Consider the following 25,030-nt stretch of genomic DNA (forward strand, 5'->3'; position numbering starts at 1 on the left):
GAAAACAGCGTTTGCTTCTTCGCGGCTGAAGCCGCTTCCACAGGGATCGCGTTTCCTGTGGGAGCAGCTTTAGCCGCGAAGAGGCCGGTACAGGTGCCTGGTTACTGGTGGGCAGGCGCCGTATGACCTGGCTTGGCCACTTCCCGTTGATTGCCGTAGCGGGAAATATCCAGGCCTTCGGCACTGATCTGCGGCTTCTTGCGCGCGATCAGGTCAGCCAGCAGACGACCGGAGCCGCACGCCATGGTCCAGCCCAGGGTGCCGTGACCGGTGTTGAGGAACAGGTTGCGGTAGCGGGTGGCACCGACGATCGGAGTACCGTCCGGGGTAGCCGGTCGCAGGCCGGTCCAGAAACTGGCCTGGCTCAGGTCGCCGCCGCGAGGATAAAGGTCGTTGACGATCATCTCCAGCGTTTCGCGCCGACGTGGGTTCAACGACAGGTCGAATCCGGCGATCTCCGCCATGCCGCCTACACGAATACGGTTGTCGAAGCGGGTGATCGCGACCTTGTAGGTTTCATCGAGAATGGTCGAGGTCGGCGCCATGTCGGCGTTGGTGATTGGCACGGTCAGCGAATAGCCCTTGAGCGGGTAGACCGGCGCCTTGATGCCCAGCGGCTTGAGCATTTGTGGCGAATAGCTGCCCAAGGCCAGTACGTAGCGGTCGGCGGTTTCCAGCTTGCCATCAATCCACACGCCACTAATCCGATCACCGGCGAACTCCAGATGCTGGATGTCCTGGCCAAAGCGAAACTCAACGCCTTCCTTGAGGGCCAGCTCTGCCAGTTTGGTGGTGAACAGCTGGCAGTCGCCAGTCTGGTCGTTAGGCAGGCGCAGGGCACCGGCGAGAATACCCTTGACCCCGGCCAGGGCGGGCTCCACACGGGCAATGGCGTCACGGTCGAGCAACTCGTAAGGCACACCGGACTGCTCGAGCACGGCGATATCCTTGGCTGCGGCATCCACTTGGGCCTGGGTGCGGAACAGCTGGGTGGTGCCCAGTGTACGAGCCTCGTAGGCGATGCCGGTTTCGGCGCGCAGCTCGTCGAGGCAGTCGCGGCTGTACTCGGACAGACGCACCATGCGCTCCTTGTTCACCGCATAGCGGCTGGCGGTGCAGTTGCGCAGCATCTGCGCCATCCACAGGTATTGATCGACGTCGCCGGTGAGCTTGATCGCCAAGGGGGCGTGGCGTTCGAGCAGCCACTTGATGGCTTTGAGCGGCACACCTGGAGCGGCCCACGGCGAAGCATAGCCAGGCGAGATCTGGCCGGCGTTGGCAAAGCTGGTTTCCATGGCTACCGCCGGCTGACGATCGACCACGGTCACATCGAAACCTTGCCGGGCCAGGTAGTAGGCGCTGGCGGTACCAATCACACCGCTACCAAGTACCAGAACTCGCATCGTTTATTCCTCGCACGCAGCACGCCGCGTTGTGTTGTTGATAGAGCAGGGATGCGCGCAGTATAAAAATTCAAGGCCAGTGCAATTCACTATATAAACGCCTATATTTGGCGAGAATTCTCGGCAAAAACGCCTTTGACGGAGCGGCATCCCCTATGAGAACCCAGCACCAGAGCAAGCGTGAACTGGACAAGATCGACCGCAATATCCTGCGGATCCTGCAGAATGACGGCCGCATCTCGTTCACTGAACTGGGTGAGAAAGTCGGGCTGTCCACCACACCATGCACTGAGCGTGTACGTCGTCTGGAGCGCGAAGGGATCATCATGGGCTATAACGCCCGCCTGAATCCGCAGCACCTCAAAGGCAGCCTGCTGGTGTTCGTCGAGATCAGCCTGGACTACAAGTCTGGCGACACCTTCGAGGAATTTCGCCGCGCCGTGCTCAAGCTGCCGCATGTGCTGGAGTGCCACCTGGTATCGGGCGATTTCGACTACCTGGTGAAAGCGCGCATTTCGGAGATGGCTTCGTACCGCAAGCTTTTGGGCGACATCCTGCTCAAGCTGCCGCACGTGCGCGAATCGAAGAGCTACATCGTTATGGAAGAGGTCAAGGAGAGCCTCTGCCTGCCGATCCCGGACTGATTGTTCAGACCAGCACCTGCCGGGTGCTGGCGATGAACTGATGCACCAGTTGCTCGGCCGCCGGGTCGATCGGCTGCACCGGGCCCTTGCCGCGTGGGCAGGCCAGGCGCGGGGTGGTGCCGAACAGGCGGCAGATCATCGGCCGCTCCTCGTAGACCGTGCAGCCGTTCGGCCCCAGATGCACGCAGTCCAGGCGTTCCAGGGCCGCCTCCTGCTCCTGCTGGGTCTTGCGTGGCAAGCGCGCCATTTCCTCGGCCGAGGTGGTGACCGGGCCGCAGCAGTCGTGGCAACCAGGCACGCACTCGAAAGAGGGAATGAGTTCGCGCAGGAAGTGGATCTTGTGGCGGTTGCAGGACATGGCGGGATACAAGGCAAGGAAATGATCCGAATTATAGTCTCATTCGCCGCTCAACCCGCTGAGCGGACACGCCCCCGGTAAGCGGGTTGCCGCCCTGCAAGAGCACAGCTTATCCTCGCTCCTCTTCTGACTTTCCATGGCCGTCCTATGATCCATAGCGCGCAGCACGCCGCCTCCTACTACGCCGCCAGCAGCGCGCCACACCCGGACCACGCGTTCCTGCAAGGCGAGCACAGCGCTGACGTGTGCATCGTCGGTGGTGGCTACTCGGGGCTCAATACCGCCATCGAGCTGGCCGAACGCGGCCTGTCGGTGATCCTGCTCGAAGCGCGCAAGCTGGGCTGGGGCGCCAGCGGGCGCAACGGTGGGCAACTGATCCGCGGCGTTGGCCATGGCCTGGAGCAGTTCCTGCCAGTGATCGGCGAGGACGGCGTGCGCAGCCTCAAGCTGATGGGGCTGGAAGCTGTGGAAATCGTGCGTGAGCGGGTCGCACGGCATGCCATCGCCTGCGACCTGACGTGGGGTTACTGCGACCTGGCCAACAAGCCGGAGCAACTGCAAGGCTTCGCCGAGGAGGCAGAGACCCTGCGCAGCCTCGGTTACCGGCACGACTTGCGCCTGGTGGCCAAGGACGACATCTACAGCGTGGTGGGCTCCGACCGCTACGCAGGCGGTCTGATCGACATGGGCTCGGGGCACCTGCATCCGCTCAACCTGGCCCTTGGCGAAGCCGCTGCAGCTGCCCGGCTGGGCGTGCGCCTGTTCGAACAGTCGCAAGTCACCCGTATCGACTATGGCCCGCAGGTAAAAGTGCACACCGCCCAGGGCCAGGTACGCGCCAACACCCTGGTGCTGTGCTGCAACGCCTACCACAACGATCTCAACCGCGAACTGGGCGGCAAGGTGCTGCCCGCCGGCAGCTACATCATCGCCACCGAGCCGTTGGGCGAAGAACGTGCGCGCCAGTTGCTGCCGCAGAACATGGCGGTCTGCGACCAGCGGGTGGCGCTGGATTACTACCGGCTGTCGGCAGACCATCGCCTGCTGTTCGGCGGTGCCTGCCACTACTCCGGGCGCGACCCGAAGGACATTGCCGCCTACATGCGGCCGAAGATGCTCAAGGTCTTCCCGCACCTGGCCGATGTGCGCATCGACTACCAATGGGGTGGCATGATCGGTATTGGCGCCAACCGCCTGCCACAGATCGGCCGCCTGGCCAGCCAGCCGAACGTGTACTACGCCCAGGCCTATTCCGGCCATGGCCTCAACGCCACGCACCTCGCCGGGCGACTACTCGGCGAGGCTATCTGCGGGCAACACGGTGGGCGCTTCGACCTGTTTGCCAAGGTCCCGCACACCACCTTCCCTGGCGGCAAGCTGCTGCGCTCGCCGCTGCTGGCACTGGGAATGCTGTGGTATCGGCTCAAGGAGCTGGTCTGACCCCTGCAGGAGCGGCCTTGCCGGGGCGCTCCTACAATCATTCCCGCCAGAACGGCTTGCAGCCCTCCTCCCGCGCCTGCTCCCAGCTCAGGCCAATATCGCGCAACTGCCGCGCGTCCATCTCCAGCAGCGCCCGGCGGGTCCGCCAGCGATGCAACATCAGACCCCAGCGCCCCAGGTCTGCGAACGGATCGTAGACCCGAGTGCGTTGCTCGGCCTCCATTTCTTTGGCCAGCAGCTGCACGCGGACATCGCTCATACCCCCCATCACCGTGCTCTCCCACTCAATCGATAGCGTGTGGATAGCTTGCCCGCGCAGGCAGTGAACGATACAGATCCAACAGCCGTTTATTATTCTCATACAGAATTGGCGATACCACGGCTGAATGGAGTATTTTCCTACGATCTGTATTGGTCCATCCCCCAAAAAAAGCCGGAGTATGCCGTGACGCTTTACCTCAACCTGGCAGAACTGCTCGGCTCGCGCATCGAGCAGGGCCTGTATCGACCCGGCCAGCGCCTGCCATCAGTGCGCGCCTTGAGCGTGGAACACGGCGTCAGCCTGAGTACCGTGCAGCAGGCTTATCGTCTGCTGGAAGACAACGGCCTGGTCTCGCCGCGCCCCAAATCCGGGTATTTCGTCGCCGAAGACCGCCACCTTCCGGCGCTGCCGGATATCAGCCGCCCGGCCCAGCGGCCTGTGGATATCTCCCAGTGGGAGCAAGTGCTGGAGCTTGTGCGCAGTACACCGCGCCCTGACGTGATCCAACTCGGTCGAGGCATGCCCGATGTCGACAGCCCGACCCTCAAGCCGCTGCTGCGCAGCCTGGCGCAGATCAGCCGACGCATGGACATGCCTGGCCTGTATTACGACAACATCCACGGCAACGCACAGTTGCGCGAACAGATTGCCCGGCTGATGCTCGACTCCGGCTGCCGCCTGGGGCCGGCTGATCTGGTGGTGACCACCGGCTGCCACGAGGCATTGTCGTGCAGCATCCGCGCGGTGTGCGGCCCCGGCGATATCGTCGCGGTGGACTCGCCGAGCTTCCACGGCGCCATGCAGACGCTCAAGGGCCTGGGCATGAAAGCGTTGGAGATTCCCACCGACCCCATCACCGGTATCAGCCTGGAAGCCCTGGAGTTGGCCCTGGAGCAGTGGCCGATCAAGCTCATCCAGATCACCCCCAACTGCAACAACCCACTCGGCTACATCATGCCCGAGGCCCGCAAAAAGGCCCTGCTGACCCTCGCCCAACGCTACGACGTGGCGATTCTGGAGGACGACGTGTACGGCGACCTGGCCTACACCTACCCGCGCCCGCGCACCGTCAAGTCATTCGACGACGATGGCCGCGTGCTGCTGTGCAGTTCGTTCTCCAAGACCCTCGCTCCGGGCCTGCGGATCGGCTGGGTCGCGCCGGGACGCTATCTGGAGCGGGTGCTGCACATGAAGTACATCAGTACCGGCAGCACGGCCTGCCAGCCGCAACTGGCGATTGCCGACTTCATCGCCGACGGCCACTACCAGCCCCACCTGCGGCGCATGCGCAGCCAATATCAGCGCAGCCGCGACCAGATGAGCGACTGGGTAACCCGCTACTTTCCGCCCGGCACGCGCGCCAGCCGGCCCCAGGGCGGCTTCATGCTGTGGGTGGAATTGCCGGAAAGTTTCGACACGCTGCGCCTGAACCGGGCTTTACTGGAGCAGGGTGTACAGATTGCTGTCGGCAGTATCTTTTCCGCCTCAGGCAAGTACCGTAATTGTCTGCGCATGAACTTCGCCGCGCGGTCCACCCCGCAGATCGAGGCTGCCGTGCGCAAGGTGGGGGAAACCGCACTTCGTCTACTGGATGCCGAACACACCGACGGGTAACTTTGCCCCGCCTGCGACGGTCCAACCCCATAAGTCCCTTGTTGCACAGGATGCCCCACCCTTGAGACTCCAGCGCGCTCTGCCTGTGCTGCTGGCGCTGTTGTTCGGCCTGTCGGGCTGCGCCAGCGTCGGTACGCCCCGTGACGTCAGCCAGGCCCTGCCGGCAGGCGAGTCGGCCTTTGGCCGCTCGGTATTGCGCCAGGCCGCGCCCTACGAGGGTCGCTCGGGCTTTCGTCTGCTACCCAACAGCAACGAGGCGTTCCGGGCGCGTGCCGAACTGATTCGCAACGCCCAGGCCAGCATCGACGTGCAGTACTACATCGTCCACGACGGCCTCAGCACCCGCGCGCTGGTCCACGAACTGCTGCGCGCCGCCGACCGTGGCGTGCGCGTACGGGTGCTGCTGGACGATACCGCCAGCGATGGCCTGGACACACTGATCGGCACCTTGGCCGCCCACCCGAACATCCAGATCCGTGTGTTCAACCCGCTGCACCTGGGCCGCAGCACCGGTTTCACGCGTGCCGCTGGCAGGCTGTTCAACCTGTCACGCCAGCACCGACGCATGCACAACAAGTTGTTCCTAGTGGACAACAGCATGGCCATCGTCGGCGGTCGCAACCTGGGCGACGAGTACTTCGACGCCGAGCCCAACCTGAACTTCACCGACATTGACCTGCTTGGCGTGGGTCCGGTAGCCGAGCAGTTGGGACATAGCTTCGACCAATACTGGAACAGCGCCCTGAGCCGCCCGATCAGCGACTTCCTGTGGCGTCAGCCGGACGCCGCCGACCTGCACGCCAGCCGCCAGCGTCTGGAAACCTGGCTGGCCAAGGCGCGCATCGAGCGCAAGGCGCTGTACGACCGGTTGATGGCCTACCAGACCCAACCGCGTCTGGATGTGTGGCGCAACGAGCTGATCTGGGCTCACAGCCAGGCGCTCTGGGACGCGCCGAGCAAGGTACTGGCCGACAACGAGCCCGACCCGCAGTTGCTGATGAGCCATCAGTTGGCACCGGAACTCAACGGCGTGCACCGCGAACTGATCCTGGTCTCGGCGTACTTCGTGCCGGGCCAACCTGGCTTGCTCTACCTCACCAGCCGCGCCGACTCGGGCACTTCGGTCAAGCTGCTGACCAACTCGCTGGAGGCTACCGATGTACCCGCCGTGCATGGGGGCTATGCGCCCTACCGGCGTGCCCTGCTGGAGCATGGCGTGCAGCTGTACGAACTGCGACGCCAGCCGGGTGATCGCATCAGCCGACGTGGCCTAACCTTCCACGGCAGCTCCGATTCGAGCCTGCACAGCAAGGCGATGGTGTTCGACCGACACAAGACGTTCATCGGCTCGTTCAACTTCGACCCGCGTTCAGTGCTGTGGAATACCGAAGTCGGGGTATTGGTGGACAGCCCGGAGCTGGCCGAATACACCCGCGAACTGGCCTTGCAGGGCATGGCGCCAGCGCTGAGCTACCAGCCGCAGCTGGTGGACGGAAAAATGGTGTGGGTCACCGAAGACAACGGTCAACGGCACATGCTGCTGACAGAGCCTGGCGGGCTGTGGCGGCGCTTCAATGCCTGGATCAGCAAGGCGGTGGGGCTGGAAAAAATGTTGTAGCGCGCCCCGCACCTGCATCACTTGAGCGGTCATGCTGCGCTCGCCATGACTCACGTAGCGGCCGGGTCGAACGCCCCCTTGCGCCGGGTCAGCAACACCAAACCGGCCGCCCCCGCCGCCATCAGCAATGGCAACGCATGCCCGCTGATCCACTGGCTACCGGCCCCGGCCAGCAATGGCCCAAGCAGGCAACCGATGCCCCACAGCTGCGCCACATGGGCATTGGCGCGCACCAGCGCATCGTCGCGATAGCGCTCGCCGATCAACACCAGCGACAAGGTAAACAAGCCGCCCGCACTGGCCCCGAACAACACCCACAGTGGCCAGATCACCCAGGTGTGCAGCAACAGCGGAATCGCCAGGCTGGACACCAGCAGGGTCAGCGCACAGCCACTGAACAACGCACGTCGCGACAGACGGTCGGCCAGCGCACCAATCGGCAATTGCAGTACCGCATCGCCCACCACCACGGTGCTGACCATGAACAGCGCAAGCTCCGTGGTGAAACCTTGTTGCAGGCAATACACCGGAAGCAGGGTGAGGATCATCGCCTCGAAGGCCGCGAACAAGGCAATAGCCCAGGCGATCACCGGTAGGCGCCGACAGAAGCCGAACAGATCAGCGAAGGTCACGCTGCAGGCCTCGGTGATCGGTGCCCCGCCCCGCCCCAACAGAATCAGCGGCGCCACCAGCAGCAAGCCGGTGGCGGCCCAGAAACCGAAATCATCGTCCGAGCCCAGCACGCCCAGCACCAGCGGTCCGGCCAATTGGCTGAGGGCGTAACTGCTGCCATACAGGGCGACCAGCCGACCGCGCCAGTGCTCGACCACCAGCTGGTTGATCCAGCTTTCGCCGAGGATGAACACGACGGTCAGCGACATGCCGATCAACAGGCGCAACGCCAACCACAGGGGATAGCTGGGCAGCAGCGCGACCAACCCGATCGACACCGCCCCACCCCACAGGCACAGGCGCATGGCCATGGGCACCCCGACCCAGCCGGCCAGGCGGCTGGCCAGGCTGGCACCGATCAGTACGCCAATCGCCGGCATCGCGGCCATCACGCCGATGGCGAACCCGCCGTAGCCCCAGCCTTCCAGGCGCAAGGACACCAACGGCATGCTCACACCGAGCGCAAGCCCGACACTGAGCACCGAGGCCAGTACGGCAAAGTAGGTTCCCCAGCGCATACATGCCTCCTGGAAAAACTGTTTTGGCCCATTCGCGGGCAAGCCCGCTCCCACAGGTTCAGCGCAAGCTTGAGACTTTGCGCAATCCTGTGAGAGCGGGCTTGCCCGCGAACTAGACCGAGTGGATTACAGCTTGATCCAGGTCGCCTTCAGCTCGGTGTACTTCTCCAGCGCATGCAGCGACTTGTCCCGGCCGTTGCCCGACTGTTTGAAGCCACCGAACGGTGCGGTCATGTCGCCGCCATCGTACTGGTTGACCCAGACGCTGCCGGCACGCACGGCACGGGCTGTCTGGTGGGCCTTGGAAATATCCGCAGTCCAGATCCCGGCAGCCAGGCCGTAAGGGGTGTCGTTGGCAATCGCCACGGCTTCTTCGGCGGTGTCGAAAGTGATCACCGACAGCACCGGCCCAAAGATTTCTTCCTGGGCGATCTTCATGGCGTTGGTTACGCCGTCGAAGATGGTCGGCTCGACGTAGGTGCCACCGGTCTCCTCAAGAATGCGCTTGCCACCGGCCAACAACTTGGCGCCGTCCTGATGGCCGGCGTCGATGTACGACAGCACGGTGTTCATCTGCTGGGTATCCACCAAGGCGCCGACGCTGGTGGCCGGGTCCAGTGGGTTGCCCGGCTTCCAGGCCTTCAGGGCCTCGACCACCATGGGCAGGAAGGTATCCTTGATCGAACGCTCCACCAGCAGGCGCGAACCTGCGGTGCAGACCTCCCCCTGGTTGAAGGCGATGGCACTGGCAGCGGCTTCGGCTGCGGCCTGCAGGTCCGGGGCGTCGGCGAAGACGATGTTCGGGCTCTTGCCGCCAGCCTCCAGCCAGACACGCTTCATGTTCGACTCACCGGCATAGACCATCAGTTGCTTGGCGATCTTGGTCGAGCCGGTGAACACCAGGGTGTCGACGTCCATGTGCAGGGCCAAGGCCTTGCCCACGGTATGGCCGTAGCCCGGCAGCACGTTCAGCACGCCTTTCGGCAGCCCGGCTTCGACGGCCAGTTGAGCGATACGGATGGCGGTCAGCGGCGACTTTTCCGACGGCTTGAGCACGACGGAGTTACCGGTGGCCAGGGCCGGGCCGAGCTTCCAACAGGCCATCAGCAACGGGAAGTTCCACGGCACGATGGCACCCACCACGCCTACCGGCTCGCGGGTTACCAGGCCGAGCTGGTCGTGCGGAGTCGGGGCGACTTCGTCGTAGACCTTGTCGATGGCTTCGGCAGTCCAGTGGATGGCGTTGGCAGCACCCGGCACGTCGATGCTCGACGAGTCGCCGATTGGCTTGCCCATGTCCAGGGTTTCCAGGAGGGCCAGCTCTTCGACGTGCTTGCGCAACAGGTCGGCAAAGCGAATCAGGGTAGCCTTGCGCTTGGCCGGGGCCAGGCGCGACCAAACACCGGAATCGAACACCGCACGGGCATTTTCCACCGCACGGTTGGCGTCGGCCAGGTCACAGCTGGCAACCTTGGCCAGGAAGCGTCCGTCCACCGGGCTCAGGCAGTCGAAGGTTGCACCGGATGCGGCATCGGTGTATTCGCCGTTGATGAAGGCACGGCCTTCGATCTTCAGTTGCTGGGCACGCTGTTCCCAGTCCGCACGCGTCAGGGTGGTCATCGGAAACTCCTCTGTTGTTAAGGTGCAGCACCGCACTGAGGACTCACGGGCGCTGTCAGGAATTCTGGCCGGGTGATGAACGTACACCGGCACACGACACCCTAAACCAGGGCGGTGAAACTATCAATATATTTGACACAAAAGGCCTAAAAGCCTACTGATGTGCATTTTATTAAACAACAACAGGAAATCCACCATGAGCATCGCCAGCATCGTCGACTTCGCCCAGGTTCTGACCGAAGCCGAACGCTACCGTCCTGCGGCCGAAAAAATCCTCAAAGGTGAGCCGGACCAGGCTGTCTACAACCATTACGCCAGCCCCTGCGGACAGTTCGCCGCAGGCGTATGGGAAGGCGAAGTGGGTCAGTGGACGGTGAACTACACCGAACACGAATACTGCGAAATCGTTCAGGGCGTCTCGGTACTGCGTGACCAGGACGGTCATGCCAAGACCCTGCGCGCCGGTGACCGCTTCGTCATCCCGGCGGGCTTCAAGGGCACCTGGGAGGTGCTGGAGTCGTGCCGCAAGATCTACGTGCTGTTCGAGCAGAAGTAACTATGTAGCTCCCGGCACCTGGGCCTGCACTTCAGCTGATCCAATCCCTGTTGGCAGGTAAAAAAAAACCCGCTTCCGTGAGGAAGCGGGTTTTTTTCAGGTTGCCGACCAATTACTTGATCTTGGCTTCCTTGTACACCACGTGCTTGCGGACGACCGGATCGTATTTCTTGATCTCGATCTTGTCCGGAGTGGTGCGCTTGTTCTTGTCGGTGGTGTAGAAGTGGCCGGTACCGGCACTCGAAACCAGACGGATCAATTCACGCATGATGCTCTCCCTTAAACCTTGGCGCCAGCTTTGCGGATGTCGACCAGAACGGCATCGATGCCGCGCTTGTCAATGATACGCATGCCTTTGGCGGAAACGCGCAGACGCACGAAACGATTCTCGGATTCAACCCAGAAACGGTGGTGCTGCAGGTTTGGCAGGAAACGACGACGGGTTTTGTTGTTTGCGTGGGAAATGTTGTTCCCGGTTACTGGACCCTTACCAGTAACTTGACAGACTCTCGACATGCCTCAGCCCTCTAAAACCACATGCCCAACCCGGCATGGGTTGGCCGCTTAATCTCTCAGTCTATGGCGCCAGGCGCCGTGTTTCCGAGGGTCTTATCGACCGGATCCGCTTTCGCGACAGGCCGAGCCCCTAGAAAAGAGCGCTGCTTTATACCAGAAAGACTCCGGCACAACAACAGAAGATGTGTCTTCAGGTCGGGCCAGGCGCGTCGGGGCAGCATAACGACTCGCTTGCCGAGCTGTCGACCGCCCGTCGCCGAATTAATGCGAAAGGGTGTGGTCATTTGCCCTTACCCGCACTAGGGTAGGAAATTTCCAGACTGCACCGGCAGAGGGTGCCATTGACCAGCCAAGGAGCCACCATGCGTGCTGCCGCCTTTTCTTTATTGTTCTCCACGCTCTGCGCTGCGGGCCTGGCCCAGGCCGCGCCGCTGTCGGTTTGCACCGAAGCCAGCCCTGAAGGCTTCGACGTGGTCCAGTACAATTCGCTGACCACCACCAACGCCTCGGCCGACGTGCTGATGAACCGTCTGGTGGAGTTCGACGCAGAGCAAGGCAAGGTGGTGCCCAGCCTGGCCGAGCGTTGGAGCGTGTCGCCCGACGGACTGATCTATGACTTCCAACTGCGCAAGGACGTGAAGTTCCACACCACGCCTTACTTCAAGCCCAGTCGCGAACTGAACGCCGACGACGTGCTGTTCAGCTTCCAGCGCATGCTCTACCCCGCGCACGCTTGGCACAAGACGGCACCCGGCGGTTATCCGCATGCCCAGTCGCTGCAACTGGGCAGCCTGATCAAGTCGATCGACGCACCCACGCCGTACACCGTGCGCTTTACTTTGACCCACCCAGACGCCACCTTCCTGGCCACCTTGAGCATGGGCTTCGCCTCGATCTATTCCGCCGAGTATGCCGACAAGCTGCTCAAGGCCGGCACCCCAGAGAAGCTCAACAGCCAGCCGGTGGGCACCGGTCCGTTCGTGTTCCAGCGTTTCCAGAAGGACGCGGTGGTGCGCTATCGCGCCAACCCGGAGTATTTCGCCGGTAAGCCTTCGGTCGATCCGTTGATTTTCGCCATCACCACCGACGCCAACGTGCGCTTGCAGAAACTCAAGCGCGGCGAGTGCCAGGTGGCGCTGTCGCCCAAGCCACTGGACGTGGCCGAAGCCGGCAAGGACGGTAACCTCAAGGTGGCGAGCGCGCCCGCGTTCATGACCGCGTTCGTTGCCATCAACAGCCAGCACCCGCCGCTGGACAAGCCCGAGGTGCGCCAGGCGATCAATCTGGCCTTCGACAAGCAGGCCTACCTGAAGGCCGTGTTCGAAGATACCGCGACTGCCGCCAACGGTCCCTACCCACCCAACACCTGGAGTTACGCCAAGGACCTGCCGGGCTACCCGATGGACCAGCACAAAGCCAAGGCGCTACTGACCAAGGCCGGTCTGGGAGAAGGCTTCCAGACCACGATCTGGACCCGCCCATCGGGCAGCCTGCTCAACCCCAACCCGGCCCTGGGGGCGCAGATGCTCCAGGCCGACCTCGCGAAGATCGGCATCAAGGCCGAAATCCGTACCCTGGAATGGGGTGAGCTGATCCGCCGCGCCAAAGCCGGCGAGCACGACCTGCTGTTCATGGGCTGGGCCGGCGACAACGGCGACCCGGACAACTTCCTCAGCCCGCAGTTTTCCTGCGCGGCGGTGACTTCGGGCACCAACTTCGCGCGTTTTTGCGACAGTCGCCTGGATCAACTGATCAACGCTGGGCGCACCACCAACGACCAAAGCGTGCGCAGCCGCCTGTACCAGCAGGCGCAGACGCTGATCCAGCAACAAGCACTGTGGTTGCCTTTGGCGCACCCGACTGCCGCGACGCTGCTGCGCGAGGATGTCCAGGGCTATCACGTGAGCCCGTTCGGGCGGCTGGATCTGAGCAAGGTGTCGGTGGGCCGTTGAGTCGGTAGACCGCAGGACCGGCCTTTTCGCGGGCAAGCCCGCTCCCACAGGTACAGCGCTTTTCTGAAGGTTGCGCAATACCTGTGGGAGCGGGCTTGCCCGCGAAGGGGGCGGCACAGGCCATGAAGTTCTACCCTGCCAGCCACCCATGCTCGACCATCGACAAAGGCTCACCATCACCCACGATGACGTGATCCACCACTCGCACGTCGATCAGCGCCAGCGAGCGCTTGAGCACCTGCGTCAGGTGCACGTCGTCCTGGCTCGGCTCACAATGGCCTGACGGATGGTTATGGCACAGGATCAGCGCCGCCGCGTTGTGCAGCAAGGCCCGCCGGACCACTTCGCGCGGGTAGATGCTCGCCCGGTCGATCGTGCCGCGAAACAGGATTTCGAACGCCAACGGCCGGTGCTTGGAATCCAGAAACAGACAGCCGAACACTTCGCTCGCCTCATGGCGCAACATGGATTTCAGGTAACGCCGCACCGTATGGGGGCTGTCCATGGCCGACTCGCGCTCGATGGACATCGCCAGGTGCCTGCGGCCGATCTCCAGCAGCGCTTGCACCTGGCTGTAGCGAACCGGACCCAGTCCCAACTCGCCAACGAACGCCTGCCGGTCAGCCTCCAGCACCTGGCGCAAACCGCCGAATTTCAGCAACAGCCCGCGAGCCAAGTCCAACACACCACGGCCTTTGATCCCTGAACCAAGAAACACGGCCAGCAGTTCGGCGTCGGTCAGGCTGCCCGCCCCACGCGCCAGCAACTTTTCCCTCGGCCGCTCTTCGCGCGGCCACTCCCTGATGTTCATCCCCACTCCTTGCGTGGTACTGCGGCGTATTTGACCGCTGTGTTAATCTAGTTCGCTTCGAAAATGCGACGATCTGCCGCAGGCCATGGTCGTCGCCGCCCGCTTTCACTGGATAAAGGCAAGCCTATGCAGCGGCTGTATCGCAAGCGCATCGTTCTCGGCGTCGGAGGTGGCATTGCCGCCTACAAGAGCGCCGAACTGATTCGCCGACTCCTGGAACACGGCGCACAAGTGCGCGTGGTCATGACCCGTGGTGGCGCCGAGTTCATCACGCCGCTCACGCTGCAGGCGCTGTCCGGCCATCCGGTCCACATGGACCTGCTCGACCCCGCCGCCGAAGCAGCCATGGGCCATATCGAACTGGCCAAATGGGCCGACCTGGTGCTCATCGCCCCAGCCACTGCCGACCTGATGGCGCGCCTGGCCCAAGGCATGGCCGACGATTTGCTGACCACCCTGGTACTGGCCACCGACGCCACCGTCGCCGTAGCACCGGCCATGAACCAGGCCATGTGGCGCGACCCGGCAACCCAAGACAACCTCGACCTGCTCAAGCGTCGTGGCATCCAGGTATTCGGCCCTGCCTCGGGCAGCCAGGCCTGTGGCGACGTGGGCCTGGGCCGCATGCTCGAAGCCACCGACCTTGCCTGGTGCGCCGCCGAGAGCTTCAAACGCGAAGCGCTGACCGGCAAGCACGTCCTGATCACCGCCGGCCCGACGCAAGAAAACATCGACCCGGTGCGCTACATCACCAACCATAGTTCAGGGAAGATGGGCTTCGCCCTGGCCGAAGCGGCCGCCGAAGCCGGGGCTCGGGTAACCCTGGTCACAGGCCCGGTGCACCTGCCAACCCCCGACCGGGTCAGCCGTATCGACGTGGTAAGCGCACGGGACATGCTCGCAGCCTGCGAAGCCGCCATGCCCTGCGACCTGTTCATCGCCTCGGCCGCTGTCGCGGACTACCGCCCGGAAGTCGTCGCCCCACAAAAACTCAAGAAAGATCCCACCACCGGTGACGGCATGCTGCTGCAGATGGTGCGCAATCCCGATATCCTTGCGACCATTGCCGGCCGGGCCGATCGCCCGTTCAGCGTAGGTTTCGCCGCCGAAACCGAGCACCTGCTCGACTACGCCACACGCAAGCTCAAGGACAAGAACCTCGACCTGATCGTCGCCAATGATGTGGCCAACCCCAGCATCGGCTTCAACAGCGAGGAAAATGCCCTCACCGTGATCGACCGTCAGCAACACCAGACTCTCTTCGCGCAGACCAGCAAGGGCAAGATCGCCCGCCAGCTGGTTGCCTTCATCGCCGAACGACTCAATCAGGTTCAATAAGTTACATGCACGCTCTTCAAGCCAAGATCCTCGACCCACGCCTGGGCACTGAATTCCCCTTGCCGCAGTACGCCACCCCCGGCTCCGCCGGCCTGGACCTGCGCGCGCTGCTCAAGCAGGACACCGTCCTCGAGCCCGGCCAGACCTTGCTGATCCCCACCGGTCTGTCCGTCTATATTGGCGATCCAGGCCTGGCGGCGATGATTTTGCCGCGCTCGGGCCTGGGCCATAAGCACGGCATCGTGCTGGGCAACCTGGTCGGCCTGATCGACTCGGACTACCAGGGCGAACTCATGGTGTCGTGCTGGAACCGTGGCGATACCCCGTTCACCATCAGCGTTGGCGAGCGCATCGCGCAGCTGATCCTGGTGCCGGTGGTGCAGGCGCATTTCGACATCGTCGAGCAGTTCGACGAAACCCAGCGCGGCGCAGGCGGCTTCGGCCACTCCGGCACCCGCTGAGCCCCCTGCATCGACCGTTGCCGCCATGGACGGCGAACTCTCGGGGCATTCCACCGTCCAAGCGTTCAGTTTGTGCCTGCCCAGAAGCCTTTGAATACTTGGAGTCCCCAGAGATGAACGACATGGCCCAACTGGTCCCCGCACTGCCCGACAGCATCTTCCGCGCCTACGACATCCGTGGCGTGGTGGGCAAGACCCTGCACGCCGAGACCGCCTACTGGATTGGCCGCGCCATCGGCGCGCAAACGCTCGCCCAAGGCGAGCCACAGATTTCGGTTGGCCGCGATGGCCGGCTGTCCGGCCCGATGCTGGTCGAGCAACTGATCAAGGGGCTGGCCGACGCCGGTTGCCAGGTCAGCGACGTCGGCCTGGTGCCGACCCCTGCGCTGTACTATGCCGCCAACGTATTGGCCGGCAAGTCGGGGGTAATGCTCACTGGCAGCCATAACCCGTCGGACTACAACGGCTTCAAGATCGTCATTGCCGGCGACACCCTGGCCAACGAGCAAATCCAGGCACTGCTGACCCGCCTCAAGACCAACGACCTCACCCGTGGCGAAGGCCGCGTGGAAAAGGTCGAGATCCTCGATCGCTACTTCAAGCAGATCGTCAGTGACGTGAAGCTGAGCAAACGCCTGAAAGTGGTGGTCGATTGCGGCAACGGCGCCGCCGGGGTAATCGCCCCACAACTGATAGAAGCCCTCGGCTGCGACGTGATTCCGCTGTTCTGCGAGGTCGACGGTAACTTCCCCAACCACCACCCTGACCCCGGTAAGCCCGAAAACCTGGCGGACCTGATCGCCCAGGTAAAAGCGACCGGCGCCGACATTGGTCTGGCCTTCGACGGCGATGGCGACCGCGTGGGCGTGGTGACCAACACCGGCAGCATCGTCTACCCTGACCGCCTGCTGATGCTGTTCGCCCAGGACGTGCTGTCGCGCAACCCGGGCGCCGAGATCATCTTCGACGTCAAGTGCACCCGCCGCCTGACCCCGCTGATCGAACAGCACGGTGGTCGTGCCCTAATGTGGAAGACCGGCCACTCGTTGATCAAGAAGAAGATGAAGCAGACCGGCTCGCTGCTCGCCGGCGAGATGAGCGGTCACATCTTCATCAAGGAACGCTGGTACGGTTTCGACGACGGTATCTACAGCGCCGCACGTCTGCTGGAGATCCTCAGCAAGGCCAGCCAGGACGCCGAAAGCCTGTTCGCCGCGTTCCCGAACGACATTTCCACGCCGGAAATCAACATTGATGTGACCGACGAGGGTAAATTCAGCATCATTGATGCTCTGCAACGCGATGCCGACTGGGGCGAAGCCAACCTGACCACCATCGACGGTGTGCGGGTCGACTACCCACACGGCTGGGGCCTGGTCCGCGCCTCCAACACCACGCCGGTGCTGGTGCTGCGTTTCGAGGCCGACAGCGCGGCAGAACTCGACCGTATCAAGGCTGTATTCCGCACGCAATTGCTCAAGGTCCAACCCGACCTGCAACTGCCGTTCTGACGACTATCCGTTCCTTACCTGGAGCCCTGCATGACCCTCGATCGCGATGCCGCTTCCCATGTAGCCGAGGTTTTGTCCGAAGCACTGCCTTACATCCGCCGTTTCGTCGGCAAGACCCTGGTGATCAAGTACGGCGGCAACGCGATGGAGAGCGAAGAGCTCAAGACCGGCTTTGCCCGTGACATCGTGCTGATGAAAGCCGTGGGCATCAACCCGGTGGTCGTGCACGGTGGCGGCCCGCAGATCGGCGACCTGCTCAAGCGTCTGTCGATCGAAAGCCACTTCATCGACGGCATGCGCGTCACCGACTCGGCGACCATGGACGTGGTGGAGATGGTCCTGGGCGGCCAGGTAAACAAGGATATCGTCAACCTGATCAACCGCCACGGCGGCAGCGCCATCGGCCTGACCGGCAAGGACGCCGAGTTGATCCGTGCGCGCAAGCTCACCGTCAGCCGCCAGACCCCTGAGATGACCCAGCCGGAAATCATCGACATCGGCCATGTCGGCGAGGTCGAGAGCGTCAATACCGACTTGCTGAACATGCTGGTCAAAGGTGACTTCATCCCGGTGATCGCGCCAATCGGCGTGGGCGCCAATGGTGAGTCGTACAACATCAACGCCGACCTGGTCGCAGGCAAGGTAGCCGAAGCACTGAAAGCCGAGAAGCTGATGCTGCTGACCAACATCGCCGGCCTGATGGACAAGCAGGGCCAAGTGCTGACCGGCCTGACCACCGAGCAGGTCAATAGCCTGATCGCTGACGGCACCATCTACGGCGGCATGCTGCCGAAGATCAAATGCGCACTGGAGGCAGTCCAGGGCGGCGTGAACAGCTCGCACATCATCGACGGTCGCGTACCGAACGCCGTGCTGCTGGAGATCTTCACCGACAGCGGCGTGGGCACCTTGATCACCAACCGTAAGCGTCACTGATCGTGCGTCCACGGGTACGGCGTCTGCCTTGAACGCAGCACGTACCCTGTGCGGCTGAAAGATCGTGACGGGCCAGGGTGATGCGTTAGAAGACCCTTACACCGAGTAAGACAGCAGCAATGAAAAAGGCGACCTTGAAGGTCGCCTTTTTCATTGCACAAGCGCCATCAGATCCCGTACTGGGCGCGATATGCCTCGACCGCTGGCAGGTGCTGCTTGAGCTGCGGATCGTCGGCCAGGAACTCCAGCACTTGCGTCAGCGAGACGATGCTCACCACCGGGATACCGAAGTCGCGCTCGACTTCCTGGATCGCAGACAGCTCGCCATTGCCGCGCTCTTCGCGGTTCAACGCAATCAATACGCCAGCGGCCTTGGCCTGCTGGGCATTGATGATCTGCATCACTTCGCGGATGGCGGTACCGGCGGTGATCACGTCGTCGATGATCAGCACGTCACCGGCCAGCGGGGCGCCGACCAGGCTGCCACCTTCGCCGTGGGCCTTGGCCTCTTTGCGGTTGAAGCACCATGGCACGTCCAGCTGATGCTGCTCAGCCAGGGCCACCGCGGTAGCCGCCGCCAACGGGATGCCCTTGTAGGCTGGGCCGAACAGCACGTCGAACGGGATCTTGCTGTCGACGATGGCCGCAGCGTAGCAACGCCCCAGCTGTGCCAACGCAGACCCTGTATTGAACAGGCCGGCATTGAAGAAGTACGGGCTGGTACGCCCCGATTTCAGGGTGAACTCACCGAAGCGCAGAACGCCGCGATCGATGGCAAAACGGATGAAGTCGCGCTGATACGGCTGCATGAAAGGTCCCGGACACCACGGATTTAGCTAAATGTGTTGAGCTCGGGTATCATACACGCACGAGATTTTTGGGGCCATTTATGCGGATCATCAGTGTGAACGTGAATGGCATTCAGGCTGCGGCCGAGCGTGGATTGCTCAGCTGGCTGCAAGCCCAGAATGCCGACGTCATCTGTCTTCAGGATACCCGCGCCTCGGCCTTTGAACTCGACGACCCAGCTTTCCAGCTCGATGGCTATTTCCTTTACGCCTGCGATGCGGAGGTGCCCACCCAAGGTGGCGTGGCACTTTACTCGCGCATGCAGCCCAAGGCAGTCATCACCGGCCTGGGCATCGAGACAGCCGACCGCTACGGGCGTTACCTGCAAGCAGATTTCGACAAGGTAAGTATTGCCACGCTGCTCCTGCCCTCGGGCATGAACGGCGATGAAGACTTGAACCAGAAATTCAAGTTGATGGACGACTTCGCCAAGTACCTGGACAAGCAACGTCGCAAGCGCCGTGAGTACATCTATTGCGGCTCGTTCTACGTGGCGCAGCAGAAGCTCGACATCAAGAACTGGCGCGACAGCCAGCAGTCGGTGGGCTTCTTGCCACCGGAGCGGGCCTGGATGGACGCTATTACCGGCGACATGGGCTACGTCGATGCGCTGCGCGAAGTCAGCCGTGAGGGCGACCAGTACAGCTGGTGGCCGGATAACGAACAGGCCGAGATGCTCAACCTGGGCTACCGGTTCGACTACCAGATCCTGACGCCAGGCCTGCGCCGTTTCGTGCGCAACGCCCGCCTGCCGCGCCAGCCACGCTTCTCGCGCCACGCGCCGCTGATCGTGGACTACGACTGGACCCTCACCATCTGAGGAACACCAGCCACAAAAAAGCCGACCTTCCAAGGTCGGCTTTTTTGTGGCTGCGAAACAGCGATCAGTCGGCCAGTGCCGCCTGTTGCAGTTCGAAGATCTCGGTCATGCCCTTCTGCGCCAGCGCCAGCATGGCGTTGAAGTCTTCAGGCTGGAACGGCGCGCCTTCGGCGGTGCCCTGTACTTCGATGAAACCACCGGCGCTGGTCATGACCACGTTGAGGTCGGTCTCGGCAGCGGAGTCTTCGAGGTAGTCGAGGTCCAGCACCGCCTCGCCCTGGTACATGCCCACCGATACCGCGGCGATCATGTGCTTGAGTGGGTTGCCGCCCTTCAGGCCGCCACGCTTCTTGATGACCGTCAGCGCATCGCACAGGGCGACCATGGCACCGGTGATCGACGCGGTACGCGTACCGCCGTCGGCCTGGATCACGTCGCAGTCGACGTAAAGGGTGATATCGCCGAGCTTGCTCATGTCGAGTGCCGCACGCAGCGAACGGCCGATCAGGCGCTGGATTTCCAGGGTGCGACCACCCTGCTTGCCACGGCTGGCCTCACGCTGGTTACGCTCGCCAGTGGAGCGCGGCAGCATGCCGTATTCAGCCGTCAGCCAGCCTTGACCCTGGCCCTTGAGGAAGCGGGGAACACCATTTTCGACGCTGACCGTGCAGATGACCTTGGTGTCACCGAACTCGACCAGTACCGACCCCTCGGCGTGCTTGGTGTAGTTGCGGGTAATGCGGATCGAGCGGAGCTGATCGGCGGCGCGACCACTTGGACGTTTCATCTGGGATACCTGTACCGGGACTTTGAATCTGCCGAGCATTATAGAGCCCGACGCCTCTCGAAGACATGCCTATCGTCGAGCGCGGCGCAGCCTGTCGACTTTTCCCATCCAACAGACCCGCACCTGTAGCATGGGCGGATTGGGCGCCCGGGCCGCACTGCGCTACAATCCTGCGCCTTGCAGCCGACAGGCTCCCCCGTTCACCCGATTACGCGAGGTACTCCCCATGGTGCACAGCATGACCGCCTTCGCCCGCGCCGAACGCGCCGGCAGCCAGGGCACCCTGGTCTGGGAACTGCGCTCGGTCAACCACCGCTACCTGGAACCTCACCTGCGCCTGCCCGAGGCCCTGCGCGACCTCGAAGGCGCGGTGCGCGAGGGCCTGCGCCAAGGCCTGTCACGCGGCAAGGTCGAGTGCACCCTGCGCCTGTCCGAAGACAGCACCGGCAAGCCGTTGCAGGTCGATCGCGAGCGCGCCGCGCAGCTGGTCGCCGCAGCCGAAACCGTGGCCAGCCTGATCAAGCAGCCAGCACCGCTCAACCCCCTGGAGGTGCTGGCCTGGCCAGGCGTACTGGTGGCCGACGCCAGCGACCCGCAGGCCCTCAACGCCGAAGCCCTTGCCCTGTTCGACCACGCCCTGACCGAACTCAAGGCCGGCCGCCAGCGCGAAGGCGCGGAGCTTGCCAGGTTGATCAACGAACGCTTGGACAGCATGGCCCACGAGGTCACCACCTTGCGCGCCCTGGTGCCGCAGATGCTCGCCGCGCAGCGCCAGAAAATCCTCGACCGCTTCGGCGACATGCAGGCCGAACTCGACCCGCAACGTCTGGAGCAGGAGATGGTGCTGCTGGCCCAGAAAAGCGACGTCGCCGAAGAACTGGACCGCCTTAGCACCCACGTCGGTGAAGTACGCCGGGTACTCAAGTCCGGCGGTGCTGCCGGTCGGCGCCTGGACTTCCTGATGCAGGAACTCAACCGCGAAGCCAACACCTTGGGCTCCAAGGCCTTCGACCCACGCAGCACGCAAGCGGCGGTCAACCTGAAGGTGTTGATCGAGCAAATGCGTGAACAAGTACAGAACATCGAGTAAGGCCACCCCACCATGAACCACAGCAGCGGCACCCTCTACATCGTCTCGGCCCCCTCTGGCGCTGGCAAGACCAGCCTGGTCACAGCGCTGATCAAGGACGACCCACGCGTCAGCGTCTCGGTCTCGCACACCACCCGCAACAAGCGCCCGGGCGAAGAAAACGGAGTGAACTACCACTTCGTCAGCCACGACGCGTTCAAGGCGCTGATCGCCAAGAACGACTTCCTGGAGCATGCCGAAGTGTTCGGTAACTTCTATGGGACATCGCGCAGCTCGATCCAGCAAGTGCTGGACAAGGGCAATGACCTGATCCTGGAAATCGACTGGCAAGGCGCCCAGCAGGTACGCAAGCTGATGCCTGAAGCGGTGTCGGTATTCATCCTGCCACCGAGCCAGCAAGCCCTGCGCCAACGCCTGGACGGCCGAGGCCAGGACAGCGAGGAGATCATCGCCGGACGCATGAAGGAAGCCGTCAGCGAGATGGTGCACTACGACGAGTACGACTACCTCATCATCAACGATGAATTCGCCGTGGCACTGGAAGAGATGAAGGCGGTGTTCACCTCGAATCGCCTGCGACTGAAGCAGCAGCAGGCGCGGCATGGTGAGTTGCTCAAACAGCTGATCGGCTGAAGAGGCCCTTTCCGCTCCCATAGGATTGTGCAAAGCCTGAATCCAACGCTGCACCTGTAGGAGATCACCCAGCCCTTTGGGCTGCGCTGTCGCGCAGAGAACTGATTTCGCAAGCGCTCCGCGTACCCTGTGGGAGCGGGCTTGCCGGGGCGCCGGACCGGTCGAAAAGGGCCGCAAAGCGGCCCCACTCATTATTCCTGCAACTGGATCGTGGCCTGCTGACGCAGCGTTGCCCCCAGGAAATACGCCGGCAAGCGCAGCCGCGAGAGCATCATCAGCACGATGCCCAACGCCGAGATGATCACCGCGATCACGAACACCAGCCCAAGCCCCGCCACATGCGAGCCACTGCCAAAGTCCGGCGAGGCGCTGTCGATGGCCGTGCGTACGAAAATCACCGACAGGATCAGCCCACCCACCAACGGGCACAGGCCGCGCATGAAGAAGTGGCGCAGGCTGTCGAACAGGCTGTGGCGGAAGTACCACACGCAGGCGAACGCGGTCAGCGAATAGTAGAAGCAGATCATCATCCCCAGCGCGGTGATGGTGTCAGCCAGCACGTTCTCGCTCAGGGTACGCATGGTCACATAGAACAACCCTGCGGCAACCCCGGCGCAAATGGTCGCGTAGCGCGGCGTCTGCGAGCGCGGACAAACCTTGGCAAAGCGCTGCGGCACGGCGCCGTAATACCCCATGGCCAGCAGCGTGCGCGCCGGCGAGACGAAGGTCGACTGCAACGACGCTGCCGTGCTGGCCAGCACCGCGATGGACATCAGGATCGCCAGCGGCCCCATCACCGGCCCGGCCAGGTGGGCGAAGACATTCTCCTGGATACGCGGGTTGTTCAGGCCCAGGCCCTCTTCGCTGATTCCGGCGAACTGCAAGGTCGCAATAGCGGTGACCAGGTACAGGCCGAGAATCAGCAGCACGGTCCAGGTGGCAGCCTTGCCTGGCACCTCATCACTGCCGACCGACTCTTCGCTGACGGTCAGGCACACATCCCATCCCCAGAAAATGAAGATCGACAGTGAAAGGCCGGCTGCGAACGCCGAGAACGACTCGACGCCGAACGGGTTGAACCAGGCCAGATCGAAGGCCAACGGTGGCGGTGCGGTGGTCTCGCGAAAAGCCGCGAAGGCAAAGCCGATCAACACCAGAAGCTGCAACGCCACCAGACCGTACTGTACGGTCATGGTGGTCGCCATGCCCCGGCAGCAGATCCACACCGCCAGGGCGATGAACACGCAACAGGTGCTGATGTTGACCATCAGGTTGTCGGCCAGGGCCGCCAGCTCGTGGTTGCCGGTGATCTGGGCGAGGAACAGGTAGAAGAAGTCGACCGCCACCCCCGCCAGATTCGACAGCACGATGGTGGTGGCGACCACCAGCCCCCAGCCGCCGATCCAACCGATCATCGGACCGAAGGCACGGGCCGACCAAGTAAAGGAGGTGCCGCTGTCAGGTTCCGCGGAGTTCAACTCGCGATAACCCAGCGCCACCAGCAGCATCGGCAGGAAGCCAACGATGAATACCGCAGGCAGATGGGCGCCGACTTCGCGAACGGTCGGGCCGAGTGCACCGGTCAGGGTGTAGACCGGCGCGATAGTGGAAATGCCAAGCACCACGCTGGCCAGCAGCCCCAGCCGGCCCTTGGCCAGACCTTTGCTGCGCTGAGTGGTGTCCGAGTCGGCCGCATCGGGTGGGCGGCCGGCGTCTGTGTAATCGTTCATGAGTCTGTGCCGTCACTATTGGAATTGTTCTCACAGGCCCGCCGTAGAGGGCCCGCTTTCACTCATTGAAAGCTCGTGGTGGGGGCACGGTCATCCCAGACCTTCGGCGCACGTCAGCAGGATCTGCGACGCTTACCTTCCCGTGCAGCATGGGCAATGCAGGCCTCGCGGAACGCCTCGAACAGGCGCAGCGAAACCGGGTTGTCGGCGAAACGCCATTCGGGGTGCCACTGCACGCCAAGCACGAAGCCCGGCGCATCCGGCATCGACACCGCCTCAATCAGACCATCCGGGGCACGCGCCTCGACCCGCAGGCCCGGAGCCAGGCGGTCGATGCCCTGCGCGTGCAGGGAATTGACCTCGAACTGCGCAGGCAAGCCCAAGCGCTCGAACAACCCACCCGAGGCCACCGCTACCGGGTGCCGTGGGCCGTATTGCACCTCAAGCGCGGCGTCCGGCGGTTCACGGTGGTCCAGGTAGCCAGGCAGCTCGTGCACACGCGGGTACAGGCTACCGCCCAGAGCCACGTTAAGTTCCTGGAAGCCCCGGCAGATACACAACACCGGCACGCCGGCGGCAATGGCCGCACGCAGCAACGGCAAGGTCAGGCGGTCACGCGCCAAGTCGTGGCGGGTGCCTTCGGCGCTGGGCGCGCCATTGTAATGATGCGGCTCGACATTGGAAGGCGAGCCGGTGAACAGGATACCGTCCAACGGGGCCAGCAGCGCCTGGCTGTCGCTGCCACCGTCGCGGGCCGGCAGGATCAGTGGCAATCCGGCGAAGCCTGCGGCCTCGACATACTTGTCGCCCACCGTATGTGACGCGTTCTTGCCCACCTGCTGACGGCAGGCGCTAATACCGATCAAGGGGACCGCAATTGCGCTCATGGGC

24 protein-coding genes and 1 pseudogene are annotated in these 25,030 nt (G+C 63.2%); 13 read left to right on the forward strand and 12 right to left on the reverse strand.

Translation table 11 applies throughout. The features are described 5' to 3' along the window. Positions 1–101 precede the first annotated feature (101 nt). On the reverse strand, positions 102–1,403 hold the full coding sequence (gene dadA / locus FEM01_RS17090; protein ID WP_138220666.1) for a D-amino acid dehydrogenase: 1,302 nt from the start codon (positions 1,401–1,403) through the stop codon (positions 102–104). A 155-nt stretch (positions 1,404–1,558) separates the two neighbouring features. Between dadA and dadR the strand changes: the two genes are divergently transcribed. Beyond that, entirely contained in the window at positions 1,559–2,047 is a 489-nt protein-coding gene (gene dadR / locus FEM01_RS17095; RefSeq protein ID WP_003258963.1) for a transcriptional regulator DadR, read from the forward strand. Positions 2,048–2,051: 4 nt separating this feature from the next. On the opposite strand, the gene FEM01_RS17100 is transcribed toward dadR, so the two are convergent. After that, entirely contained in the window at positions 2,052–2,405 is a 354-nt protein-coding gene (locus FEM01_RS17100; RefSeq protein WP_138220667.1) for a YkgJ family cysteine cluster protein, read from the reverse strand. 147 nt (positions 2,406–2,552) lie between these two features. On the opposite strand from FEM01_RS17100, the gene FEM01_RS17105 reads away from it, so the two are divergent. Then, the gene (locus FEM01_RS17105; RefSeq protein WP_138220668.1) at positions 2,553–3,845 is read left to right on the forward strand and encodes an NAD(P)/FAD-dependent oxidoreductase; all 1,293 of its coding nucleotides are present in this window, start codon (positions 2,553–2,555) and stop codon (positions 3,843–3,845) included. Positions 3,846–3,882: 37 nt separating this feature from the next. Here FEM01_RS17105 and FEM01_RS17110 read toward each other — a convergent pair whose 3' ends face one another. Further along, positions 3,883–4,113 carry a DUF1127 domain-containing protein gene (locus FEM01_RS17110; protein ID WP_138220669.1) on the reverse strand — a complete coding sequence of 77 codons (231 nt, stop codon included), beginning with the start codon at positions 4,111–4,113 and terminating at the stop codon, positions 3,883–3,885. A gap of 177 nt (positions 4,114–4,290) precedes the next feature. Between FEM01_RS17110 and FEM01_RS17115 the strand changes: the two genes are divergently transcribed. Further along, entirely contained in the window at positions 4,291–5,721 is a 1,431-nt protein-coding gene (locus tag FEM01_RS17115; RefSeq protein ID WP_138220670.1) for a PLP-dependent aminotransferase family protein, read from the forward strand. A gap of 61 nt (positions 5,722–5,782) precedes the next feature. After that, the gene (locus tag FEM01_RS17120) at positions 5,783–7,339 is read left to right on the forward strand and encodes a phospholipase D family protein (protein ID WP_138220671.1); all 1,557 of its coding nucleotides are present in this window, start codon (positions 5,783–5,785) and stop codon (positions 7,337–7,339) included. 50 nt (positions 7,340–7,389) lie between these two features. On the opposite strand, the gene FEM01_RS17125 is transcribed toward FEM01_RS17120, so the two are convergent. Together FEM01_RS17125 and FEM01_RS17130 are read right to left on the reverse strand one after the other, a co-directional pair. Next, positions 7,390–8,529: an MFS transporter gene (locus FEM01_RS17125; RefSeq protein ID WP_138220672.1), complete on the reverse strand. Its 1,140-nt coding sequence runs from the start codon at positions 8,527–8,529 to the stop codon at positions 7,390–7,392. Between the two features lie 126 nt (positions 8,530–8,655). After that, complete coding sequence (locus FEM01_RS17130; protein WP_138220673.1) at positions 8,656–10,149, reverse strand: aldehyde dehydrogenase; 1,494 nt, start codon at positions 10,147–10,149, stop codon at positions 8,656–8,658. A gap of 196 nt (positions 10,150–10,345) precedes the next feature. Here FEM01_RS17130 and FEM01_RS17135 point away from each other — a divergent pair, with 196 nt between their 5' ends. After that, the gene (locus FEM01_RS17135; protein ID WP_138220674.1) at positions 10,346–10,705 is read left to right on the forward strand and encodes a cupin domain-containing protein; all 360 of its coding nucleotides are present in this window, start codon (positions 10,346–10,348) and stop codon (positions 10,703–10,705) included. Between the two features lie 112 nt (positions 10,706–10,817). On the opposite strand, the gene rpmG is transcribed toward FEM01_RS17135, so the two are convergent. Together rpmG and rpmB are read right to left on the reverse strand one after the other, a co-directional pair. After that, positions 10,818–10,973, reverse strand: a complete 156-nt coding sequence (gene rpmG, locus FEM01_RS17140) for a 50S ribosomal protein L33 (RefSeq protein ID WP_003253507.1) — start codon at positions 10,971–10,973, stop codon at positions 10,818–10,820. Between the two features lie 11 nt (positions 10,974–10,984). Continuing rightward, on the reverse strand, positions 10,985–11,221 hold the full coding sequence (gene rpmB / locus FEM01_RS17145; RefSeq protein WP_054894119.1) for a 50S ribosomal protein L28: 237 nt from the start codon (positions 11,219–11,221) through the stop codon (positions 10,985–10,987). A gap of 362 nt (positions 11,222–11,583) precedes the next feature. Here rpmB and FEM01_RS17150 point away from each other — a divergent pair, with 362 nt between their 5' ends. Next, entirely contained in the window at positions 11,584–13,173 is a 1,590-nt protein-coding gene (locus tag FEM01_RS17150; RefSeq protein WP_138220675.1) for an ABC transporter substrate-binding protein, read from the forward strand. Between the two features lie 130 nt (positions 13,174–13,303). On the opposite strand, the gene radC is transcribed toward FEM01_RS17150, so the two are convergent. Beyond that, a complete protein-coding gene (radC, locus tag FEM01_RS17155) occupies positions 13,304–13,984 on the reverse strand; it encodes a RadC family protein (protein WP_138220676.1) in 681 nt (226 codons plus the stop codon). Between the two features lie 126 nt (positions 13,985–14,110). On the opposite strand from radC, the gene coaBC reads away from it, so the two are divergent. The 4 genes and pseudogenes from coaBC to argB all read left to right on the forward strand — a co-directional run bounded on the left by coaBC (position 14,111) and on the right by argB (position 18,230). After that, the gene (coaBC, locus tag FEM01_RS17160; RefSeq protein WP_138220677.1) at positions 14,111–15,322 is read left to right on the forward strand and encodes a bifunctional phosphopantothenoylcysteine decarboxylase/phosphopantothenate--cysteine ligase CoaBC; all 1,212 of its coding nucleotides are present in this window, start codon (positions 14,111–14,113) and stop codon (positions 15,320–15,322) included. Between the two features lie 5 nt (positions 15,323–15,327). After that, positions 15,328–15,783, forward strand: a complete 456-nt coding sequence (dut, locus tag FEM01_RS17165) for a dUTP diphosphatase (RefSeq protein WP_138220678.1) — start codon at positions 15,328–15,330, stop codon at positions 15,781–15,783. Between the two features lie 137 nt (positions 15,784–15,920). After that, positions 15,921–17,294 (forward strand): annotated as a pseudogene (locus tag FEM01_RS17170) (phosphomannomutase/phosphoglucomutase); the annotation flags it as partial. Positions 17,295–17,324: 30 nt separating this feature from the next. Then, positions 17,325–18,230 (forward strand): acetylglutamate kinase, encoded by a 906-nt coding sequence (gene argB / locus FEM01_RS17175; RefSeq protein ID WP_138220680.1) that lies wholly within the window; start codon positions 17,325–17,327, stop codon positions 18,228–18,230. 167 nt (positions 18,231–18,397) lie between these two features. Here the strand turns inward: argB and pyrE are convergent, their stop codons facing one another. Next, the gene (gene pyrE / locus FEM01_RS17180; protein ID WP_138220681.1) at positions 18,398–19,039 is read right to left on the reverse strand and encodes an orotate phosphoribosyltransferase; all 642 of its coding nucleotides are present in this window, start codon (positions 19,037–19,039) and stop codon (positions 18,398–18,400) included. Positions 19,040–19,119: 80 nt separating this feature from the next. Here pyrE and FEM01_RS17185 point away from each other — a divergent pair, with 80 nt between their 5' ends. Then, a complete protein-coding gene (locus FEM01_RS17185; RefSeq protein WP_138220682.1) occupies positions 19,120–19,899 on the forward strand; it encodes an exodeoxyribonuclease III in 780 nt (259 codons plus the stop codon). A gap of 64 nt (positions 19,900–19,963) precedes the next feature. On the opposite strand, the gene rph is transcribed toward FEM01_RS17185, so the two are convergent. Further along, on the reverse strand, positions 19,964–20,686 hold the full coding sequence (rph, locus tag FEM01_RS17190; RefSeq protein WP_138220683.1) for a ribonuclease PH: 723 nt from the start codon (positions 20,684–20,686) through the stop codon (positions 19,964–19,966). A gap of 226 nt (positions 20,687–20,912) precedes the next feature. Between rph and FEM01_RS17195 the strand changes: the two genes are divergently transcribed. Next, on the forward strand, positions 20,913–21,776 hold the full coding sequence (locus FEM01_RS17195) for a YicC/YloC family endoribonuclease (RefSeq protein WP_138220684.1): 864 nt from the start codon (positions 20,913–20,915) through the stop codon (positions 21,774–21,776). A gap of 12 nt (positions 21,777–21,788) precedes the next feature. Beyond that, positions 21,789–22,409, forward strand: coding sequence for a guanylate kinase (gmk, locus tag FEM01_RS17200; protein ID WP_138220685.1), 621 nt, complete (start codon positions 21,789–21,791; stop codon positions 22,407–22,409). A 191-nt stretch (positions 22,410–22,600) separates the two neighbouring features. Here the strand turns inward: gmk and FEM01_RS17205 are convergent, their stop codons facing one another. Both FEM01_RS17205 and FEM01_RS17210 read right to left on the reverse strand, forming a co-directional pair. After that, positions 22,601–24,139, reverse strand: coding sequence for an APC family permease (locus FEM01_RS17205; RefSeq protein ID WP_138220686.1), 1,539 nt, complete (start codon positions 24,137–24,139; stop codon positions 22,601–22,603). 113 nt (positions 24,140–24,252) lie between these two features. Further along, positions 24,253–25,026, reverse strand: a complete 774-nt coding sequence (locus tag FEM01_RS17210) for a gamma-glutamyl-gamma-aminobutyrate hydrolase family protein (protein WP_138220687.1) — start codon at positions 25,024–25,026, stop codon at positions 24,253–24,255. Between the last annotated feature and the right edge of the window lie 4 nt (positions 25,027–25,030).

Source organism: Pseudomonas mosselii, from assembly GCF_005796105.1.
In the GTDB taxonomy this organism is placed as follows: domain Bacteria; phylum Pseudomonadota; class Gammaproteobacteria; order Pseudomonadales; family Pseudomonadaceae; genus Aquipseudomonas; species Aquipseudomonas mosselii_C.

What these genes read in the sequence shown, in the direction of transcription:
- dadA (WP_138220666.1), bottom strand. Translation starts at nt 1,403, where the DNA reads ATGCGAGTTCTGGTACTTGGTAGCGGTGTGATTGGTACCGCCAGCGCC.
- dadR (WP_003258963.1), top strand. Translation starts at nt 1,559, where the DNA reads ATGAGAACCCAGCACCAGAGCAAGCGTGAACTGGACAAGATCGACCGC.
- FEM01_RS17100 (WP_138220667.1), bottom strand. Translation starts at nt 2,405, where the DNA reads ATGTCCTGCAACCGCCACAAGATCCACTTCCTGCGCGAACTCATTCCC.
- FEM01_RS17105 (WP_138220668.1), top strand. Translation starts at nt 2,553, where the DNA reads ATGATCCATAGCGCGCAGCACGCCGCCTCCTACTACGCCGCCAGCAGC.
- FEM01_RS17110 (WP_138220669.1), bottom strand. Translation starts at nt 4,113, where the DNA reads ATGGGGGGTATGAGCGATGTCCGCGTGCAGCTGCTGGCCAAAGAAATG.
- FEM01_RS17125 (WP_138220672.1), bottom strand. Translation starts at nt 8,529, where the DNA reads ATGCGCTGGGGAACCTACTTTGCCGTACTGGCCTCGGTGCTCAGTGTC.
- FEM01_RS17130 (WP_138220673.1), bottom strand. Translation starts at nt 10,149, where the DNA reads ATGACCACCCTGACGCGTGCGGACTGGGAACAGCGTGCCCAGCAACTG.
- FEM01_RS17135 (WP_138220674.1), top strand. Translation starts at nt 10,346, where the DNA reads ATGAGCATCGCCAGCATCGTCGACTTCGCCCAGGTTCTGACCGAAGCC.
- rpmG (WP_003253507.1), bottom strand. Translation starts at nt 10,973, where the DNA reads ATGCGTGAATTGATCCGTCTGGTTTCGAGTGCCGGTACCGGCCACTTC.
- rpmB (WP_054894119.1), bottom strand. Translation starts at nt 11,221, where the DNA reads ATGTCGAGAGTCTGTCAAGTTACTGGTAAGGGTCCAGTAACCGGGAAC.
- FEM01_RS17150 (WP_138220675.1), top strand. Translation starts at nt 11,584, where the DNA reads ATGCGTGCTGCCGCCTTTTCTTTATTGTTCTCCACGCTCTGCGCTGCG.
- radC (WP_138220676.1), bottom strand. Translation starts at nt 13,984, where the DNA reads ATGAACATCAGGGAGTGGCCGCGCGAAGAGCGGCCGAGGGAAAAGTTG.
- coaBC (WP_138220677.1), top strand. Translation starts at nt 14,111, where the DNA reads ATGCAGCGGCTGTATCGCAAGCGCATCGTTCTCGGCGTCGGAGGTGGC.
- dut (WP_138220678.1), top strand. Translation starts at nt 15,328, where the DNA reads ATGCACGCTCTTCAAGCCAAGATCCTCGACCCACGCCTGGGCACTGAA.
- argB (WP_138220680.1), top strand. Translation starts at nt 17,325, where the DNA reads ATGACCCTCGATCGCGATGCCGCTTCCCATGTAGCCGAGGTTTTGTCC.
- pyrE (WP_138220681.1), bottom strand. Translation starts at nt 19,039, where the DNA reads ATGCAGCCGTATCAGCGCGACTTCATCCGTTTTGCCATCGATCGCGGC.
- FEM01_RS17185 (WP_138220682.1), top strand. Translation starts at nt 19,120, where the DNA reads ATGCGGATCATCAGTGTGAACGTGAATGGCATTCAGGCTGCGGCCGAG.
- rph (WP_138220683.1), bottom strand. Translation starts at nt 20,686, where the DNA reads ATGAAACGTCCAAGTGGTCGCGCCGCCGATCAGCTCCGCTCGATCCGC.
- FEM01_RS17195 (WP_138220684.1), top strand. Translation starts at nt 20,913, where the DNA reads ATGGTGCACAGCATGACCGCCTTCGCCCGCGCCGAACGCGCCGGCAGC.
- gmk (WP_138220685.1), top strand. Translation starts at nt 21,789, where the DNA reads ATGAACCACAGCAGCGGCACCCTCTACATCGTCTCGGCCCCCTCTGGC.
- FEM01_RS17205 (WP_138220686.1), bottom strand. Translation starts at nt 24,139, where the DNA reads ATGAACGATTACACAGACGCCGGCCGCCCACCCGATGCGGCCGACTCG.
- FEM01_RS17210 (WP_138220687.1), bottom strand. Translation starts at nt 25,026, where the DNA reads ATGAGCGCAATTGCGGTCCCCTTGATCGGTATTAGCGCCTGCCGTCAG.